Annotated in this window: 13 protein-coding genes; 3 read left to right on the forward strand and 10 right to left on the reverse strand. The window is 36.4% G+C overall.

What is annotated here, in order from left to right:
* Positions 1–466 precede the first annotated feature (466 nt).
* The 3 genes from nrdR to RT761_RS02975 all read left to right on the forward strand — a co-directional run bounded on the left by nrdR (position 467) and on the right by RT761_RS02975 (position 3,854).
* Positions 467–928, forward strand: coding sequence for a transcriptional regulator NrdR (gene nrdR / locus RT761_RS02965; protein ID WP_218112598.1), 462 nt, complete (start codon positions 467–469; stop codon positions 926–928).
* Positions 929–989: 61 nt separating this feature from the next.
* A complete protein-coding gene (locus RT761_RS02970) occupies positions 990–3,092 on the forward strand; it encodes a ribonucleoside triphosphate reductase (RefSeq protein WP_218112599.1) in 2,103 nt (700 codons plus the stop codon).
* A gap of 57 nt (positions 3,093–3,149) precedes the next feature.
* Entirely contained in the window at positions 3,150–3,854 is a 705-nt protein-coding gene (locus RT761_RS02975; RefSeq protein ID WP_218112600.1) for an anaerobic ribonucleoside-triphosphate reductase activating protein, read from the forward strand.
* A 26-nt stretch (positions 3,855–3,880) separates the two neighbouring features.
* Here the strand turns inward: RT761_RS02975 and RT761_RS02980 are convergent, their stop codons facing one another.
* The 10 genes from RT761_RS02980 to RT761_RS03025 form a co-directional block, all read right to left on the reverse strand.
* A complete protein-coding gene (locus tag RT761_RS02980; protein WP_218112601.1) occupies positions 3,881–4,873 on the reverse strand; it encodes an ABC transporter permease in 993 nt (330 codons plus the stop codon).
* 21 nt (positions 4,874–4,894) lie between these two features.
* Positions 4,895–6,418, reverse strand: a complete 1,524-nt coding sequence (locus RT761_RS02985) for a sugar ABC transporter ATP-binding protein (protein ID WP_218112602.1) — start codon at positions 6,416–6,418, stop codon at positions 4,895–4,897.
* Positions 6,419–6,518: 100 nt separating this feature from the next.
* The gene (locus RT761_RS02990) at positions 6,519–7,487 is read right to left on the reverse strand and encodes a substrate-binding domain-containing protein (RefSeq protein ID WP_218112603.1); all 969 of its coding nucleotides are present in this window, start codon (positions 7,485–7,487) and stop codon (positions 6,519–6,521) included.
* Positions 7,488–7,578: 91 nt separating this feature from the next.
* Positions 7,579–8,439 (reverse strand): sugar phosphate isomerase/epimerase family protein, encoded by an 861-nt coding sequence (locus RT761_RS02995; RefSeq protein WP_218112604.1) that lies wholly within the window; start codon positions 8,437–8,439, stop codon positions 7,579–7,581.
* 310 nt (positions 8,440–8,749) lie between these two features.
* Positions 8,750–9,847, reverse strand: a complete 1,098-nt coding sequence (locus RT761_RS03000; protein WP_218112605.1) for a DUF4432 family protein — start codon at positions 9,845–9,847, stop codon at positions 8,750–8,752.
* A 386-nt stretch (positions 9,848–10,233) separates the two neighbouring features.
* Positions 10,234–11,205 carry a sugar ABC transporter substrate-binding protein gene (locus RT761_RS03005; protein ID WP_218112606.1) on the reverse strand — a complete coding sequence of 324 codons (972 nt, stop codon included), beginning with the start codon at positions 11,203–11,205 and terminating at the stop codon, positions 10,234–10,236.
* Positions 11,206–11,299: 94 nt separating this feature from the next.
* Positions 11,300–12,280 (reverse strand): sugar phosphate isomerase/epimerase family protein, encoded by a 981-nt coding sequence (locus RT761_RS03010; protein WP_218112607.1) that lies wholly within the window; start codon positions 12,278–12,280, stop codon positions 11,300–11,302.
* A 46-nt stretch (positions 12,281–12,326) separates the two neighbouring features.
* Positions 12,327–13,805: a sugar ABC transporter ATP-binding protein gene (locus RT761_RS03015; RefSeq protein WP_218112608.1), complete on the reverse strand. Its 1,479-nt coding sequence runs from the start codon at positions 13,803–13,805 to the stop codon at positions 12,327–12,329.
* Between the two features lie 55 nt (positions 13,806–13,860).
* A complete protein-coding gene (locus RT761_RS03020; RefSeq protein WP_218112609.1) occupies positions 13,861–14,934 on the reverse strand; it encodes an ABC transporter permease in 1,074 nt (357 codons plus the stop codon).
* Positions 14,935–14,996: 62 nt separating this feature from the next.
* Positions 14,997–16,088 carry a uroporphyrinogen decarboxylase family protein gene (locus tag RT761_RS03025; protein WP_218112610.1) on the reverse strand — a complete coding sequence of 364 codons (1,092 nt, stop codon included), beginning with the start codon at positions 16,086–16,088 and terminating at the stop codon, positions 14,997–14,999.
* Between the last annotated feature and the right edge of the window lie 101 nt (positions 16,089–16,189).

Consider the following 16,189-nt stretch of genomic DNA (forward strand, 5'->3'; position numbering starts at 1 on the left):
GGATCACGATTCACTACTCACGACTCACTGTTTTTAGGAATGAGATTGCCATGTCATCCAACCAAAAAACGGTTGAACTCCCCGCAATGACGGAGCAGTAAAAAATTCAAATCTCCCATTATTCCCCTTTGACTAAAGAGGAATTTGATTTCTGAATTGTATTTAATTTTAAACTGGTGCTGTAAAAACAGCATAAGGGTGAATCATTATAGACCCGGAAGGATATTTCTATTTTTAAAAAATCCTCTAATCCCAAGACTATATTATATTCATTAACCCAGGAAAAACCAAATAATTTCAAGTAATTTAGACTTTTGATTAAATAAAGTCTATTTTTAAATAAAAGTTTTTTCCCCCTGACGAAGTAAGGATTATTTTTTGTTTCCCTTATTGATTTTTCTTAAAGCTATTATATACTAAATATAGTATGTTTTACAAAATCTAAATCTATATGTTGGGGTGCAAGATGCATTGTCCGGTTTGTGGTGAACCTGATTCTCGAGTTATTGATTCACGGGTTGCCGACGGAGGAAGTGGGGTGCGGCGTAGAAGAGAATGTCCTAAATGCTTAAAAAGATTTACTACCTATGAGCGATTAGAAAGAAAACCATTGGTAATTATCAAAAAAGATGGGAGAAGGGAAATTTTTGACCGAGAAAAAATTTTAAATGGGATGTTAAAAGCAGTTGAAAAGCGGCCAATATCTGTAGAAGTTTTAGAGTCTATAACAAGCCTCATCGAAAAAGAGATACGAGATGAAGGATACGAAGAGGTGTCTTCGTCTCGAGTTGGAGAAAAAGTTATGGAAAAATTAAAGGAATTAGACCAAGTGGCTTATGTCCGTTTTGCATCAGTATATCGAGAATTCAGGGATATCGATCAGTTTATGGAAGTTTTGACTTCTTTAAAGACTGGAGAGAAACATTAGTTATTGAAATCAAAGATATTCATAAATTATTAATTTTTTCATTGTAAATGGAGGGATTTTTGTGAGTAAATCTTTTGAAGTCGACCAATTAACACCTCAAAAAGTGCAAAAAAGGGATGGCCGAATCGTTCCCTTTGATCGGAAAAGAATAGAGAGAGCTATATACAAAGCTTTTCAAGCAGTTGGTGAAACATCTGAAACAATTCCCGATGAGTTGAGTCAAGTGGTAACCAATCAGCTTTTCGAAAAATATGGAATAACTACCACCGTTGACATTGAAACTATCCAAGATTTAGTTGAAGAAACTCTGATTCAATACGGTTATTCAAAGGTTTCAAAAGCTTACATTCTTTATCGTCGTAAAAGACAGGAAGCCCGTGAAGCTCTCCAAGCTGCTGTGGATGTGGAAAAAATAGTCCAAGAATACCTTTTAAAAGCGGATTGGCGAACCCAGGAAAATTCCAACACAACCTACTCTTACCCAGGATTGGTCCTTCACGCTGCTGGCTCAGTAATGGCTCACTATACCCTCAATCGAATTTATCCTGATGAAGTAAGAGATGCGCATATAAACGCTGACCTTCATATCCATGACCTCTCTTACGGAATTACAGCCTATTGTGCAGGCTGGTCAATAGAAGAGCTTATTCGAGAAGGATTTGGGGGAGTCAAAGACAAGGTTGCAGCCGGTCCGGCAAAACACCTGTCAGCACTTACCGGACAAATGGTCAATTTTTTAGGAACAATGCAAATGGAGTTTGCCGGTGCCCAAGCCTTCAACTCCGTAGACACTTATTTAGCTCCCTTTGTTCGTTTTGATCGACTCGATTATCGGATGACCAAACAACTCATTCAGCAAATGGTATTTGCCATGAATGTTCCGTCTCGTTGGGGGAGTCAAGCACCCTTTATCAATTTCTCTTTTGATTGGATTGTTCCAGAAGATATGAAAGAAAGGCCGGTAATTATTGGTGGCAAAGAGCAACCCGAGTTAGGTTGTTATTGTGATTACCAACAAGAAATGGATATGATCAATCGCGCTTTTATCGAAGTGATGTTGGAGGGTGACTTTGAAGGAAGAGTGTTCTCTTTTCCTATCCCGACTTACAATATTACTGCTGATTTCCCCTGGGATTCAGAAAATGCCATGTTGCTTTGGCAAATGACTGCCAAATATGGTGTCCCATATTTTCAGAATTTTATCTCCAGTTCCCTGAAGCCCGGTGATGTTCGATCTATGTGTTGTCGTCTTCAACTTGATTTAAGGGTCCTGCGTAATCGAGGGGGAGGTTTGTTCGGGTCAGCTGACAAAACCGGTTCAATTGGGGTTGTAACCATTAATCTACCAAGAATTGGCTATTTGAGTAAATCCGAGGAAGACTTTTTTACCCGATTAAAAGCAAAAATGAGTATCGCTAAAACTGCTCTGGAAATAAAAAGAAAAGTGGTCGAACGGAATATGAAAAACGGTCTTCTTCCTTATACAAAAAGATACCTGGGAACTTTTAAAAACCATTTTTCAACTATTGGGTTGGTAGGAATGAATGAATCCTGTATTAATTTTATTGGGAAAAATATAGCCGATCCAGAAGGGAAAGCTTTTGCTTTGAAGGTTCTGAGTTTTATGCGAGAATGTTTGGCTGACTTCCAGGAAGAAACTGGGAATCTCTACAATTTGGAAGCTACCCCAGCTGAAGGTACCAGTTACCGCCTGGCAAAGCATGACAAAAAGCATTTTCCCGATATTTATACCTCGGGAGAAAACGAACCCTATTACACCAACAGTACCAATTTACCAGTAAACTATACCGATGATCCCTTTGAAGCCTTAGACCATCAAAAAGACCTACAAGCTTTATATACCGGTGGTACGGTATTTCACGCTTTTATGCCAGAAACGCCCGAGCCCGAGACGGTTAAGCTCTTTATAAAGCGAGCTTGCGAGAAATATACCGTTCCCTATATTACTGTTACACCCACTTTTTCGGTTTGTCCAAATCATGGATATATTCCCGGTCGCATCTTTCAATGCCCGGAATGTGGAACCGATACTGAAGTATACTCTCGGGTGGTTGGCTATTATCGTCCAGTCCAACGTTGGAATCATGGAAAACAAGAAGAATTTAAAGAACGCCAAGAATATACTGTTACAAATACTATCTAAAAGTACTATGGTTCAGAATTCAATGATTGATCCTGAATAAATGAATTTGGAGAATATATGGTTTTTCGTGGTTGGCTGAGGGTTAGTTTTATTGAATATCCAGGGAAGATCTCTACTGTCTTGTTTACCGGTGGGTGTAATTTTCGATGTCCCTATTGTCACAATCCAGAATTAGTATTTTTAAAAGAATCCCTTCCTCAGATTCATGAAAATATTGTTCTTGATTTTTTACAGAGAAGAAAAGGGATGATTGATGCAGTATGTATCACCGGGGGTGAACCGTTAATCCACACCCCCGATCTTTTTCCTTTTTTAGAAAAAGTAAAGCAAATGGGATTTTTAATTAAAATTGATACCAATGGAAGCCTTTTCCAACCATTCCAGCAAATTTCTCAAGCCGGTTTAGCTGATCTGTGGGGAATCGACTATAAGCTTCCTTTTTCTCTATATAAAAAGGTTTTAGGAGAAAAATGGCATAAAAATTGCCAGTCGGTTTTGGATCAAGCGCTTAAAAACCCCAATCAAGCCGAAATTCGTACCACCATTTATCCACCTTTTCACGATGAAAAAACCCTTTTTGAAATGGCTGAAAAGTGCTCTTCCGCCAATCATTGGTATTGGCAAAACTTCCAACCCCAAAAAACCCTAAGCGAAGAAGCTCGCACTATTTCTCCATATGTACCCTCACTTCTCAACCAGTGGCGAGACCTCATTAATAACCATATCCAGAAAGACCTGATTGTCATTCGGCCTTATTCTTAAACACATTTCTACCAATAAAATAAGGATTATAATTTTACTTTTCTTTCATAAAAAATTCTTTGAATTGAATCAAGAGATACGGCTGCAACGACCACCACTCCGCTTACTGCAGTTTGCCAATAGGGAGAAATACCAAAAATTACAATTATATTTTCAATAACTCCGGTTATCACGGCACCTAATACAGCACCAACAGGATTTCCTATACCTCCTGCCGGTGAAACCCCTCCAATAACCGAAGAAGCAATTGATGGTAATACCCACTCTTGCCCAATTGCTGGCTGGGAGGAACCAAGACGTGCTACCATAATCATGCCAGCTAAGGCAGCTAACAATCCAGCCATCATGAATGTTATGATCTGAATTCTATCCACCCTGATCCCAAGTATTTTTGAGGCTTCACGATTGTTTCCCACGGAATACATATAACGACCAAAAATAGTATATTGGGTGATAAACAACACTGCCCCGGCGACACCTAACATAATTATAAAAGGTGCTGGTATCCCTAAAAAATCACCTTGGCCTAAAAAATAAATAGCTTTAGGAATACCAGTTATCGCTCTTCCTTTAGAAATTACTAGGTTGAGGCCGGTATAAACACCAGTCATTCCAACTGTTACAACCAAAGAATTCAAGTTCAACTTTGCCACCAAAGCTCCATTAAGAAATCCACACCCTGCTCCCAATAAGAGGCACAAGCCAAAGGCAAGCCAATGATGAATTCCTAAGTTAATGATGAGAACTCCACCAATAACCCCGCAAAAACCTGCTATAGCACCAACCGATAAATCCAATTCTCCAACCAACAATAAACATGCTTGACCCAAGGCTATCATTCCGACAAATGCTAGAGACCTTGTTAAAGCCTGTAAATTATAACCACTTAAAAAATAAGGCGACAAAAGTGAAGCAAGAACAACAAGAACAATAAGCGCAAAAATAACACCAATTGAACGTGTTTTTCTAACTATTTCTATCGTTTTACCTAACTTCGAAACATTCTCTCTCTGTGCCATCTTAAACACTCCAAAACCTTCTTATTTAGCAGTAACTTGCTCTTTATCTCTATCAATAACATTGATTGCTGATGAAATGATTTCTGAGGTTTTAACTTTACTTGGGTCGAATTCACCAGTTATTTTTCCTCGATAAACAGTAATAAGTCGATTACAACATCTCATTAATTCTTCAAGTTCTGAAGATACTAAAATTATTCCAATCTTTTCTTTTTCAGCAAGATCTTTCATAATTTTATATATTTCGGTTTTCGTCATGACATCAATTCCCTTGGTTGGTTCATCAAAAATGATTACTTTTGGGGTTGGCGAGCAAAACATTGCACGTCCAACAATAACTTTTTGTTGATTTCCTCCACTTAGAAACCTTATTGGTGTTTCTATTGAAGATGTTTTTACCGAATATAATTTTACCAACTCTTCGGTCATTGATTTTTCTTTCTTTGCTGATACCACAATACCATTTAGTACTTTTTCCCCGAGAGCAACCCCAACATTATGGCGAACACTTAAATATGGAAATATCCCTTGTTGCTTTCGTTCTTCAGGAAGGTAAAATACACCACCTTGGATGGCGAAATGAGGGCTTCCAAGCTTTAATGGTTTTCCACCAACTTGTACCTCCCCTTCTACCACATATCTATACCCCAAAATTGTCTGCATAATTTCAGAACGCCCTGCTCCAACTAAACCGTAAAATCCCAGTATTTCTCCTCGGTGTAGTTCAAAATTAATATTTAAAAACCCTTTACCGGTTAGATTTTTTACTTCTAATACAAGTTCTCCTTTATTTTCGGTTGGACGGAAGATAATTCTTTCATCAATTTCTCTCCCTGACATCATTTTTATTATCCAGTTTCTATCAACATCTGAAGCTTTTGAATAACCAACTTTTTTCCCATCTCTGAGAACGGTTATTTCGTCACCTATAGCAAAAACTTCTTCAAGCTTATGAGATATATAAATTATTGCTTTCCCCTCTTTCTTGAGTTGGTTTACTACTTGAAATAGACGCTTGGTATCTTCAATAGTCAAACTGGTTGTTGGTTCATCAAGGATTATTATTTCACAGTCTTCGATGATTAGCGCACGAGCTATTTGCAATAATTGTTTACTCGAAGGAGAAATATCATTTACGCTGGTCTCGGCTTTTTCAACGACGTGGAATTTTTCTAAGAGAGGGGCCGCCATTTTAAATATCTTACTTTTACTCGAATAAAATCGATTTAACCCTTTCCTTTTAAAAGGCAATAATAAATTTTCTCCTACCGTCATATATTCAAATAATTGTAATTCTTGAGGAACGTAAGCAACCTTATTAATAATCTCGGGGTTCTCGAAGATACTTTTATCTTCAATTTTTACATTTCCTTTTTCAGGATGATAAATGCCAGTTAAAACTTTTACAAAAGTACTTTTACCAGCTCCATTTTCTCCTACAATGCAATGGACTGTTCCTTTTTTACAAGCGAAATCGACTTCATTGAGAGCCACTACCCCTGGAAAAATTTTGGTAATACCGGTTGCTTCTAAGATATAATCCATTTTTTCTTCCTGTCCCCATCCATTTTTATTAAAAACCACCCATAAAAAGTTGAACCTAAAAAGATCAACTTTTTATGGGTGATAAAATAATTAATTCCTTTTAGTATCCTTTATATTCCTTTACATCATCAGGAATCATGTCTTTGGTTATTACAACAAAACCAGTATCAACTAACATTGGCGTAGCAATTCCTTGATTCTGTAACCACATACAAAGAACTGCATAAGCACCTTGCATTTTGGGTTTGGTGCTATATGAAGATTCCACAACGCCTTCTTTTATTAAAACTATCAGTTGATCTAAATCATCCAAGCCGACATGGATGATTTCTCCAACTTTTCCAGCCTCTTTAATGGCAAGACCGACTCCTATTGGTCCAGCTGCGTTATGGGCTATCATACCATCAAGATCAGGGTGGGCAGCAATGATTGCAGCTGCTTGCTTCTGAGCTTGTTCAATGCTATCGTTATCAACACCTTCAGCTACAATTTCTATCTCTGGCAGTTTGGAAAAAAACTCTTTTGAAGTTTCAAAACGCTTCTTATGATTGGGTGCAGTAGGAACTCCTTCAATGAGAGCTACTTTATAAACATCCTTCTTTTCCTTAGCTTTCATCAAATCCACGAGTCTCTGGCAGGCTCCAATCTGTTGGGCAACAAAATCATTGTTAACCGTGGTTAGGCCCATGCCTTCTGGAGCGTAGGAGTCAAATACAACAATGGGAATTCCACGGGCGAGAATTGCCTCTAAGACCGGCCTATTTCCTTCAGCATCAAGAAGGTCCAAAGTAATACCCGCTGGTTCAGTTGCTGCTGCTTGTTCAAGTATTCTGTTTTGTTCCACGACACTTGCGGTTGCTGGAGCCCTATAATCGATGACAAAGGTATCTCCAGTTACTTTTCCAAGAAACTCAGCCATTTCCTGTGCTCCTTGGTTAACTTTATCAAACCAAGGGTGAACAATTTTTGGTACTATCACATATTTATATTCTTTTGCCTGTGCTAAACCTATACTGATAACAAATACTGTTAATAGTAAAATAGTTACAACAAACAAGCTTTTCTTCATTTTTCTTCCTCCCTTTTTTAGGATTAACAATAAATATAAATCCTATTCATTTGAACAGAGTTTTATTTTATCTATTATCATCACCTCTTTTCTAAACAAAAATTTTCTTCTCTACGCTTTTCAAAAAATCCAAACCCTTTTTCGCAATATCCTCAGGTTCAGCAATTTCTCTCCAGATCGCAACCTGACGACCAAAATCTTCCTTCATAATATCGGGCGTAAACGATTCAACAACTAACCACCTTTTGTAACCAATTTCTTTTAAACCTTGAAAAACCTCGTCCCACTCGACGTGACCATTACCAGGAATTCCTCTATTGCTTGCACAACAATGAAAGTGGAAAAGTAAATCACCAGCAGTTTTGATGGCATCATATAAATGATTTTCTTCAACATTCATTTGGAAGGTATCTAAATGAATTTTCAATTGAGGATGGTTAATTTCATTTATAAGAGCTTTTGCTTCTTCGGCGGTGTTGAGAAAATGGGATTCAAAACGGTTGACGGGTTCAAGAGCAAGGAACACCTTATAATCTTTCGCAAATTCTGCAACTTTGAACAAGCTATCCTTGCAAATTTCCCATTCTTCTCGAGTTCTCCCTTTTTTATTGCTTAAGCCCCAAGGTGCATATACAACTCCCCCGATTACATCACTACCTAGTTTTGCGGCTTCTTCTATACACTTTTTGAGAAAAGTAATTCCGTTTTCCCTAATAGCATTATCATTTGATGTAATATCAGTTTTTTCATCCAGTGACGTAGAACATAAACACTTAATATCCAATTTCTTTGCTTCTTTGGCAATTTCATTGGATAAATTAGAAGATAAATAATCTTCGCTTAAAGAAATTTCAATTCCTTCGTAACCAAGTTTTTTAACTTTTTCCAGTACCGATATTCTTTCACGTGTGAATTTTGAAAAAAACAACAAACCAAAAACACCATAGTGCATTTTAATCATCCTTTCTTCATTCATAATCAGTTTTTCTATTTTAAGTTTAAAAATCTCCCTTTTCTATGTCAATGAATTTCGCTTTAATTAAAAAGTATCATTAATTATAAAATTTCTTATTACTGCATCTTTGACTAAATTATTGAAAGTTTTTATTTTGGAAAATCAACATTAAGTTTACTTTTTAAATATAACGCATTACAATGATCAAATTCTTTTAATTATTATGTTAATATCGTTTTCCCCATACTGAATGAACAAAACATAAAAAATAAATATAAGTAATTATTTGATGGCAATTTTTATTCCCTTATAATTTTTCTATCTTATCCTGCATTTCTTTGGTTCGATTTGGATCAAGCGCCCCAGCAATGATATGGTACTTTACCGAACTTTTCTCAGGAATAATTCTCACGTTACCAGCTGCTTTTTCATGAGTGTATCCTTCTGGATCACAAGTCCCCGGCAATAAAAACCCATAGGCTTCTCGATCCCGGTTCCGTATAATCCAACGGGTTGCATGGTCAAGTTGATCCGGTCGGTAGGAAACATAATCTCCTGAACCATTAGGATGAACTTGTAAAAAATGTGTCCATCCCCGATCATCGGTTTTGGGAGATTTAAGATAAATAACCAATTCTGGAAAATAAGGATCTTCAGGAAGTATGGTTTGCATGCGTTCAGGATTAGTTTTAATAGTATTCACAAACTGAATATACTCCTTACTCATAGGAATATCCTTCGAATGAGCTGGGATACTTTCTCGAAGTTTAATAAATTCTGTATTCCATGGAACCGGTTGTATCATTTTTCCGTAATCGATAGGTCGAAAATTGATATGGGTCATATACATATGTTCCATTGGATAATCAGAAAGATTTTCGATTTGAATATCAATATCCAATAGGGATGATTGACTGTGAATCTTAACTACTGGATAGGCTCGATAGTAGCTTGAGGTAAAGGCATCATTGTATTGGAATTCTCCAGTAATTGCTAAATAAAATCCCTTTTCGTCTTCACCAAAAAGTAACCGGGGATGGTCAAAATTTGCGTAAGGGAGCTCACCGTGAAGTGGATGGGTGTCTTCTTTTCCTGGATTTCCGGTTCTTAAGGCTCCACAATGGTACATAAAACATCCATAGGTATTGGCTATTGATTCAACATTTTTTGGTTCATCAAATTTTGATAGCATTTTAATGCTTCTACCATAAAAAACTGCATCCCAGATTTGCTGCCCTTTATAAGGTAAAACAGTTATATATCCCAATTCATTTTCCAATTTTATGGCATGGATTCCACTATCAAAAATGAAAAGGGAGGCTTTTAAGGCTTCCCTTTTCATTAATTCCATCTCTTTATAGTGAAACATTTCTTTCCTAATAATAACCTCGCCTTGATAAGCCATAATTCACCTCCTAAAAAATACCGCAATATATAAATTTTTTCATGAAAATGCTTTTTTGAAGAATATTTTTAATTTATAAGTCTTTATTTATAGGATAAACCTTAATAAGGGACATTGCGCACAAAAGAAATGATTAAAATTACAGACATAGATTTGCTACAATTAAGTACATAATGGTTGAATAACCTAATTTTACTAATTTTTATAAAAAGACGGATTGATGGAATCCTAAAAATTTAAATAATTAAAGAATAAAAACAAGATAACATTATTTTATCTTTATCTACTCAACACTACTTTTAGTTGTAGTTTGCCAACCTCTACTTTTATTCTTGCATAATAGAGGTTGGCAAACTTAACAGCCACCTTATCTAATTTTTCTGGTTTTATCCAACAGTTGGATCTCCTTCTTCTAATCTTTTAAGAAATTCATCAACGTTGGTTTCATCTACCTTTAAAATACCTGTATCCAAGCTTTCCAAAGGAACATCCTTGGTCAAGTGTTCAAAAAGTGCTTTTACTGGTTGGTATCCTTGCATAAATGGATTTTGGCTTAAAGAAGCGTTGGTAGCACCAGCTTTAATATTATCAAGCGTTTCTGGCATTAAATCATGGCCCACTTGTTTCACTTTTCCGATGAGGTTGTATCGAATTATTGCTCGACCAACCGCCGGAGTTGTCACTGCATCAAGGCTGGCAATTCCTGCCAGGTCAGGATTGGCAACAATAGCATTTTCGATTGCAGCATATGTAGTTTGCTCGTCCCCTTTAGCATTAAGAATACCAATTACTTCAATATCGGGATACTCGGCCATTTTTTCTCTTACGCCTTTTTCTCGGTTCTGGGACCACGGAGCAGCTGCATCACAGCTAGTAATAAGAACTTTGCCTTTTCCACCCAAATATTCGGCTAAAAATTTTGCCTGCACCCGACCAGATTCAACAGTATCCTGCCCATAAAAAGCAATCCTTTTGGACGTTTCAGAATCTGTATTAAAGGTTACAACCGGAATTCCTGCTTCTAATGCCTTTGCAATAATTGGGTCAATGACTTCTGAGCTAAGAGGAGCTATTGCTAAGCCATCAACTTTTTTGGTAATGTAATTTTCAATTATTGATACTTGTTGATCAATATTCCAATTGACCGGACCATCAATAAAAGCATTAACTCCAAACTCCTTGGCAGCTGCATCAATTCCAGCTTTAAGCGCTTGAGCAAAGTTGATAGATACGTCAAGATATATGCAAGGAATTTCAATATCTTTTGGATCCTTATCTACCGCTGCATTTGCTATCCCAGAAAAAAATACAGCTACAACTAGTATGGCTAAAACTAGCATTAATGTTTGTTTTTTCATGATGCCCCTCCAAATGATAAGTTATTTTAAAAGAATACAGAATTCAAGCCCTCCTTTCTTTTCCAAGTATATATTATTTAAGTGAAAAAACCCTTTATTTTTTTTCCAAAACAACTTTTCTCAAATGTTCCAATGCAGCAACAGCATCACTTTTTTTCTGATATTTTCTAATTTTCTGACTATCAAGTTGGTCAACAATTTCCTCCAAACTCTGAATCATTCTAACTGCAAGGCTGCAAGCTTCAAAAGGATCCTCCCGGTAAGGGAACATATCGAGGGTTACATATCCTTGATAATCGGTTTGCTTCAAATACCAGAAAAATTCTAGGTTACTCCAGATATTTACTGATCCAGCAATTAAATCGTCATCCCAGGTTCCATAAGCATCATTGAAATGAACATTAAATAGCTTGCCAGCTCGATTTATTAAGCATAATGATTCTGCAGCATTTTCGTGGGCGAATAGGGCATGTCCATAATCGAGAGTAACGCCAAAATTTGATGCATTGACTTCATTGGCAAGATAAACTGCTTTCCCGGCATTATTTATCAAAGAAAACATGCGAGGTTCTTTTGGTTTGTACTCATAACCAATTTGTATATCCGGAGCATATGCACTTATTTCTTTCATAGCAGAAATGGTATTGTCCCATTGGGAGTAATAATCATTTTGAAAATAGTAATCAAAACCGTCTTGACCAGGCCATAGAGATGAAATTTTTGCACCCAATTCCCTGGCCATATCAATGCTCTTTTTGGAAAGGTCAATAGCCTGTCTTCGAATTTTTTCTTCAGTATTCGTAAATGCACCATATTTATAAACCGGATCCCCAAAAATATTGGCATTCACCGCATTAATTATTAAACCATTGTCCTTAGCCATTTTCGCTGCATCTTTAATGGCGATACCATTCAGATCTGAGGTATGAAGATCGATCGATTCTGCCCCTGGTATCCGTGCAACAATTTTTATTTGTTCTTCCAATGAATGCATCGGCCGATACCCACTGGACAAGAATCGATCAGCAGCAAAACTGACACACCATAATCCAACACCAATTTTAAATTTCTCCATTTTTTTCCTCCCCAAGATTCAATCCTTTTTTTATTTTGCCAATCTTTCATCCCTTTAAAGCATACTTTAATACTGTTCCCTTATCTACTTGATCACCAAACAAATTCGCTACTAACACCCCATTCCTCATAACTAATATCCGATCACACTCAGCTAATACTTCTTGCAATTCAGAAGAAACCAAAAGAATTGATAATCCTTCATCTCGTAATCGTTGTAAAATCCTATAAATTTCAGCCTTTGCTCCAACATCTATACCCCGAGTGAGTTCATCTACTAAAAATATTTTAGGTTGAGTAGCTAACCAACGCGATATAATAACTTTTTGTTGGTTGCCCCCACTTAAATTTTTTACCATCTGAGAAACGCTTCCTACCTTAATGCTAAGGCTCTGAACCAGTTTTTTTGCAATTTCAAAAACTTTCCTTTTATTGATAAACCCAATTGGAGCTACTTCCTTTGGATTTGACATATTGATATTATCTTTAACATCCATATTTGAAAATAACCCAGTTTTTCTCCGATCTTCTGGGACCATGGCGAGTCCATTCTTTATTGCCTGCTTAGGATTGGTAATATTTATCTTTCTTCCAAAAAGAAAAATCTCACCCTGATCCAATTTGGCAGTTCCAAAAATACTTTCTAATAATTCAGTTCTACCAGAACCTTGAAGACCATAAATACCCAATATTTCTTTTTCAAATAATTGAAATGAAACATTTTTAAAATATTTTCCTCGGCTTAAATTTTTAACCTCAAGTACCGAACGATTTTTTTCTAAATTTTTAATGGTTTTTTGAGAAAGTTCGTTTACTAGTTTTTTACCAGCAATCAAAGTAACAATTTGATCAATGTTTATCTCATTAGTTGGATAGGTTGCTAAATATTTTCCATCTCTTAAAACCGAAATTCGATCAGAAATTTTAAATACTTCCTCTAGTCTGTGGGAAATAAAAATTATAGTGACACCCTTTTCCTTTAATTTTAATAGGTTACGAAAAAGGTTTTCGGTTTCATTTAATGTGAGCGCCGAATTTGGCTCGTCGAGTATTAGCACTTCTGATTGAAAGCTAATTGCCTTAGCAATTTCAACCATCTGCTGTTCAGCAATCGAAAGGTTTTTTACCAAAATGCGAGGATTGATTTTAGCCCCCAAAGATTGCAAAACCAAACTACATTCCTGACACATTTCTTTGCGATTGATTCTCTTTTCTCTTCCTAAATTAATATTTTCAACTACCGAAAGGTTGGGACACAGTTTTAATTCTTGATAGACTATACTTATTCCCAACAAACGTGCGGCATGAGGATCAGCAATAACAACTGGTTTCCCTTTATAAATAATCTCTCCACCATCAGGTTGAATTTCTCCACCTAGAATATGCATTAATGTTGATTTTCCAGCTCCATTTTCTCCAACAATAGCATGAATTTCACCTTTCTGAATAGAAAAATTTACCTCATCAAGAGCAACTACACCTGGATACTTTTTAGTGATATTTTTAAAAATCACTAGTTCTTCCAAAAACTTTACCTCCCTTTCTGATTACTGTTTCAGGCTTATTTTTTTGGAAAATTCCTTATGATATTTTTTGCTTAGAAGTCCAGGTATCTAATCCTACAGCTCCAATGATGACCAAACCAATAATCAAAATTTGCCAGAACGGAGAAACTCCTAACAATATAAGTCCATTCCGGAGAACTCCCATGATAAGCACTCCAATAGTCGTTCCTAAAATTGTCCCTTCTCCTCCAGACATACTGGTTCCACCAATAATTACCGCAGCAATTACATCCAGCTCCAACCCATAACCAACTGTACCCTGAACGTTGGCTAGAAAAGAAAGGTTCAATATTCCCGCTAATGCACAGAAAAATCCTGTAATAACAAAAGCAGCAACTTTAATCATCATTACGTTGATACCTGATGCTCGTGCTGCCATTTTATTCCCCCCTACTGCGCGCATATAAAAACCCATGATGGTTTTATTAAATATAAAATAAGAAGCTATTGCGGTGATAACTAAAAAAATACTCATCATGGGGATGATTTCAAAGAGCTTTCCCTGTCCAATAAATAGGAAAGTATTTATAGCTGGATCGGCAACAGTACGGTGACTGGTTGAAATAACTTGAGCTTTGCTGGCAATAAGTGCAGCACCTCGGGCCACATTAAGCGTGCCTAAAGTAACAATTAAAGCTGGAATCCTTGCATAAGTTACAAGTATACCATTTATTAAACCAAATCCCATGCCAGCTAAAAGTGCAAAAATAATTGAAATTATGATAGAAACTCCATTGGTCATCAGCATGCCCGCAACAACTGCTGCCAAACCATACACAGCTCCTACTGAAAGATCTATCTCACCAGAAACGATTACCATAGTCATGCCCATGGCAATAATCCCTAAAAGAGACACCTGACGAACAACGTTTAATAAATTATTAACACTAAAAAAAACTGGAGATGTTAGCGAGAAAAGAATGAGGAGCAAAATAAGAGCCATTAAAACGCCGATCTCTCTAATTCTAAACATTTCAACTAATACTTTTCGACTAACTGACTCTTTTTTTATTGTTCCTTTTTGCCCAGCTTCTGAGAACCTCTCGACGGCTTCAAATGATGAATCTTTGTTATTTTCATTTTCAACCATGAGCTACCTCCCCTATCGGGTCTTTTAAAATATTGAGTTATTTGCTTATATAACAATAAAATTTATAATACGCTCACTCGTTTCTCCTTAATGGTTTCAACCAAAGCAACTACATTTTCTGGAGGAACATCTGCCATAATTTCTTGGTCAGGAGCAATAATCATTCCTCCTCCTTTTCCAAGGGTTTCAATTACCTTTCCCGCCATTTTTTTCACATCTTGAGGAGATCCGAAGGGAAGTATGTCTTGAGTTCCAATGCCACCCCAAAAGGTTAAATATTTTCCAAATTCTTTTTTTAGGTACGAAAAATCCATAACTTTTTGCACCGGCTCCAAAACATCTAATCCTATATCAATCATGTCCCCAATTATTTCTGTTACATTTCCACAAGTATGATGCATGACCGGCAATCCGGCATCTTTATAAACCTTCCATACCTGCGCTAAACGGGGTTTAAAAAATTTTACCCAAAGATCTTTTGAAAACATCAATCCTTTTTGCGAACCAAAGTCATCCCCAGTATGACCAATCTTGCATCCCAATTTTACAGTTAGTTTGGCATAATCAATTTTATATTGAGTGATTTTATCTAAAAACCCTTCCATTAGTTTAGGTTCTAAAAGCATATTCATCATAAATTCTTCATACCCCAGGAGACCCCAGGCTCGTTCAAATATTCCAAAATATCCAACCAAAACCACCAGATAATCTCCGGAATATTTTTTAATATCTTGTTCAATTAACGCCAAATTTCCGGGTTCGTTGAGGTTGGGAGCTTGGTAATTTTCGATCTCAAGGTTGCTTTTCCCTCTCAAGGGATGGTGACGAATACATATCCCATCAGTATTAATATCATAGCCTATTCCCCATCGATCATAGAGAATACCGTTTCCCCAATCAACTTTAGCAAAAACCGTCTTTTCAGCGTTCTTTAAAAATTCGTGATCTCCACGAAAACGGAAAGTATCATCCATTGGTGAAGTGAGATAAAGGTGATTTTCTAAAAAATCATCAAATTCATCAAGAGACGGAAATTGAAAGGTTTCCATGAGGGATAGTTTCTTTTCATGAGAAGCAAAATAAATGTTACTTGGAAGATAATCAATAGAATCATGACGAATAGTCCTTAGAACTCTTTCCTCCCTTGTCACCATACATCACTCCTAATTCTTCATTTATAAAATTTTTTTCATGAATCAAAGATTACAGAAATATTTACTTATTACATCACTCCAATTATAAACGTGTAACATTT

Origin of the sequence: Atribacter laminatus (assembly GCF_015775515.1) — a bacterium.
In the GTDB taxonomy this organism is placed as follows: domain Bacteria; phylum Atribacterota; class Atribacteria; order Atribacterales; family Atribacteraceae; genus Atribacter; species Atribacter laminatus.

Coding starts and splice junctions, on each gene's coding strand:
- nrdR (WP_218112598.1), top strand. CDS start 467: ATGCATTGTCCGGTTTGTGGTGAACCTGATTCTCGAGTTATTGATTCA.
- RT761_RS02975 (WP_218112600.1), top strand. CDS start 3,150: ATGGTTTTTCGTGGTTGGCTGAGGGTTAGTTTTATTGAATATCCAGGG.
- RT761_RS02980 (WP_218112601.1), bottom strand. CDS start 4,873: ATGGCACAGAGAGAGAATGTTTCGAAGTTAGGTAAAACGATAGAAATA.
- RT761_RS02985 (WP_218112602.1), bottom strand. CDS start 6,418: ATGGATTATATCTTAGAAGCAACCGGTATTACCAAAATTTTTCCAGGG.
- RT761_RS02990 (WP_218112603.1), bottom strand. CDS start 7,487: ATGAAGAAAAGCTTGTTTGTTGTAACTATTTTACTATTAACAGTATTT.
- RT761_RS02995 (WP_218112604.1), bottom strand. CDS start 8,439: ATGCACTATGGTGTTTTTGGTTTGTTGTTTTTTTCAAAATTCACACGT.
- RT761_RS03000 (WP_218112605.1), bottom strand. CDS start 9,847: ATGGCTTATCAAGGCGAGGTTATTATTAGGAAAGAAATGTTTCACTAT.
- RT761_RS03005 (WP_218112606.1), bottom strand. CDS start 11,205: ATGAAAAAACAAACATTAATGCTAGTTTTAGCCATACTAGTTGTAGCT.
- RT761_RS03010 (WP_218112607.1), bottom strand. CDS start 12,280: ATGGAGAAATTTAAAATTGGTGTTGGATTATGGTGTGTCAGTTTTGCT.
- RT761_RS03020 (WP_218112609.1), bottom strand. CDS start 14,934: ATGGTTGAAAATGAAAATAACAAAGATTCATCATTTGAAGCCGTCGAG.
- RT761_RS03025 (WP_218112610.1), bottom strand. CDS start 16,088: ATGGTGACAAGGGAGGAAAGAGTTCTAAGGACTATTCGTCATGATTCT.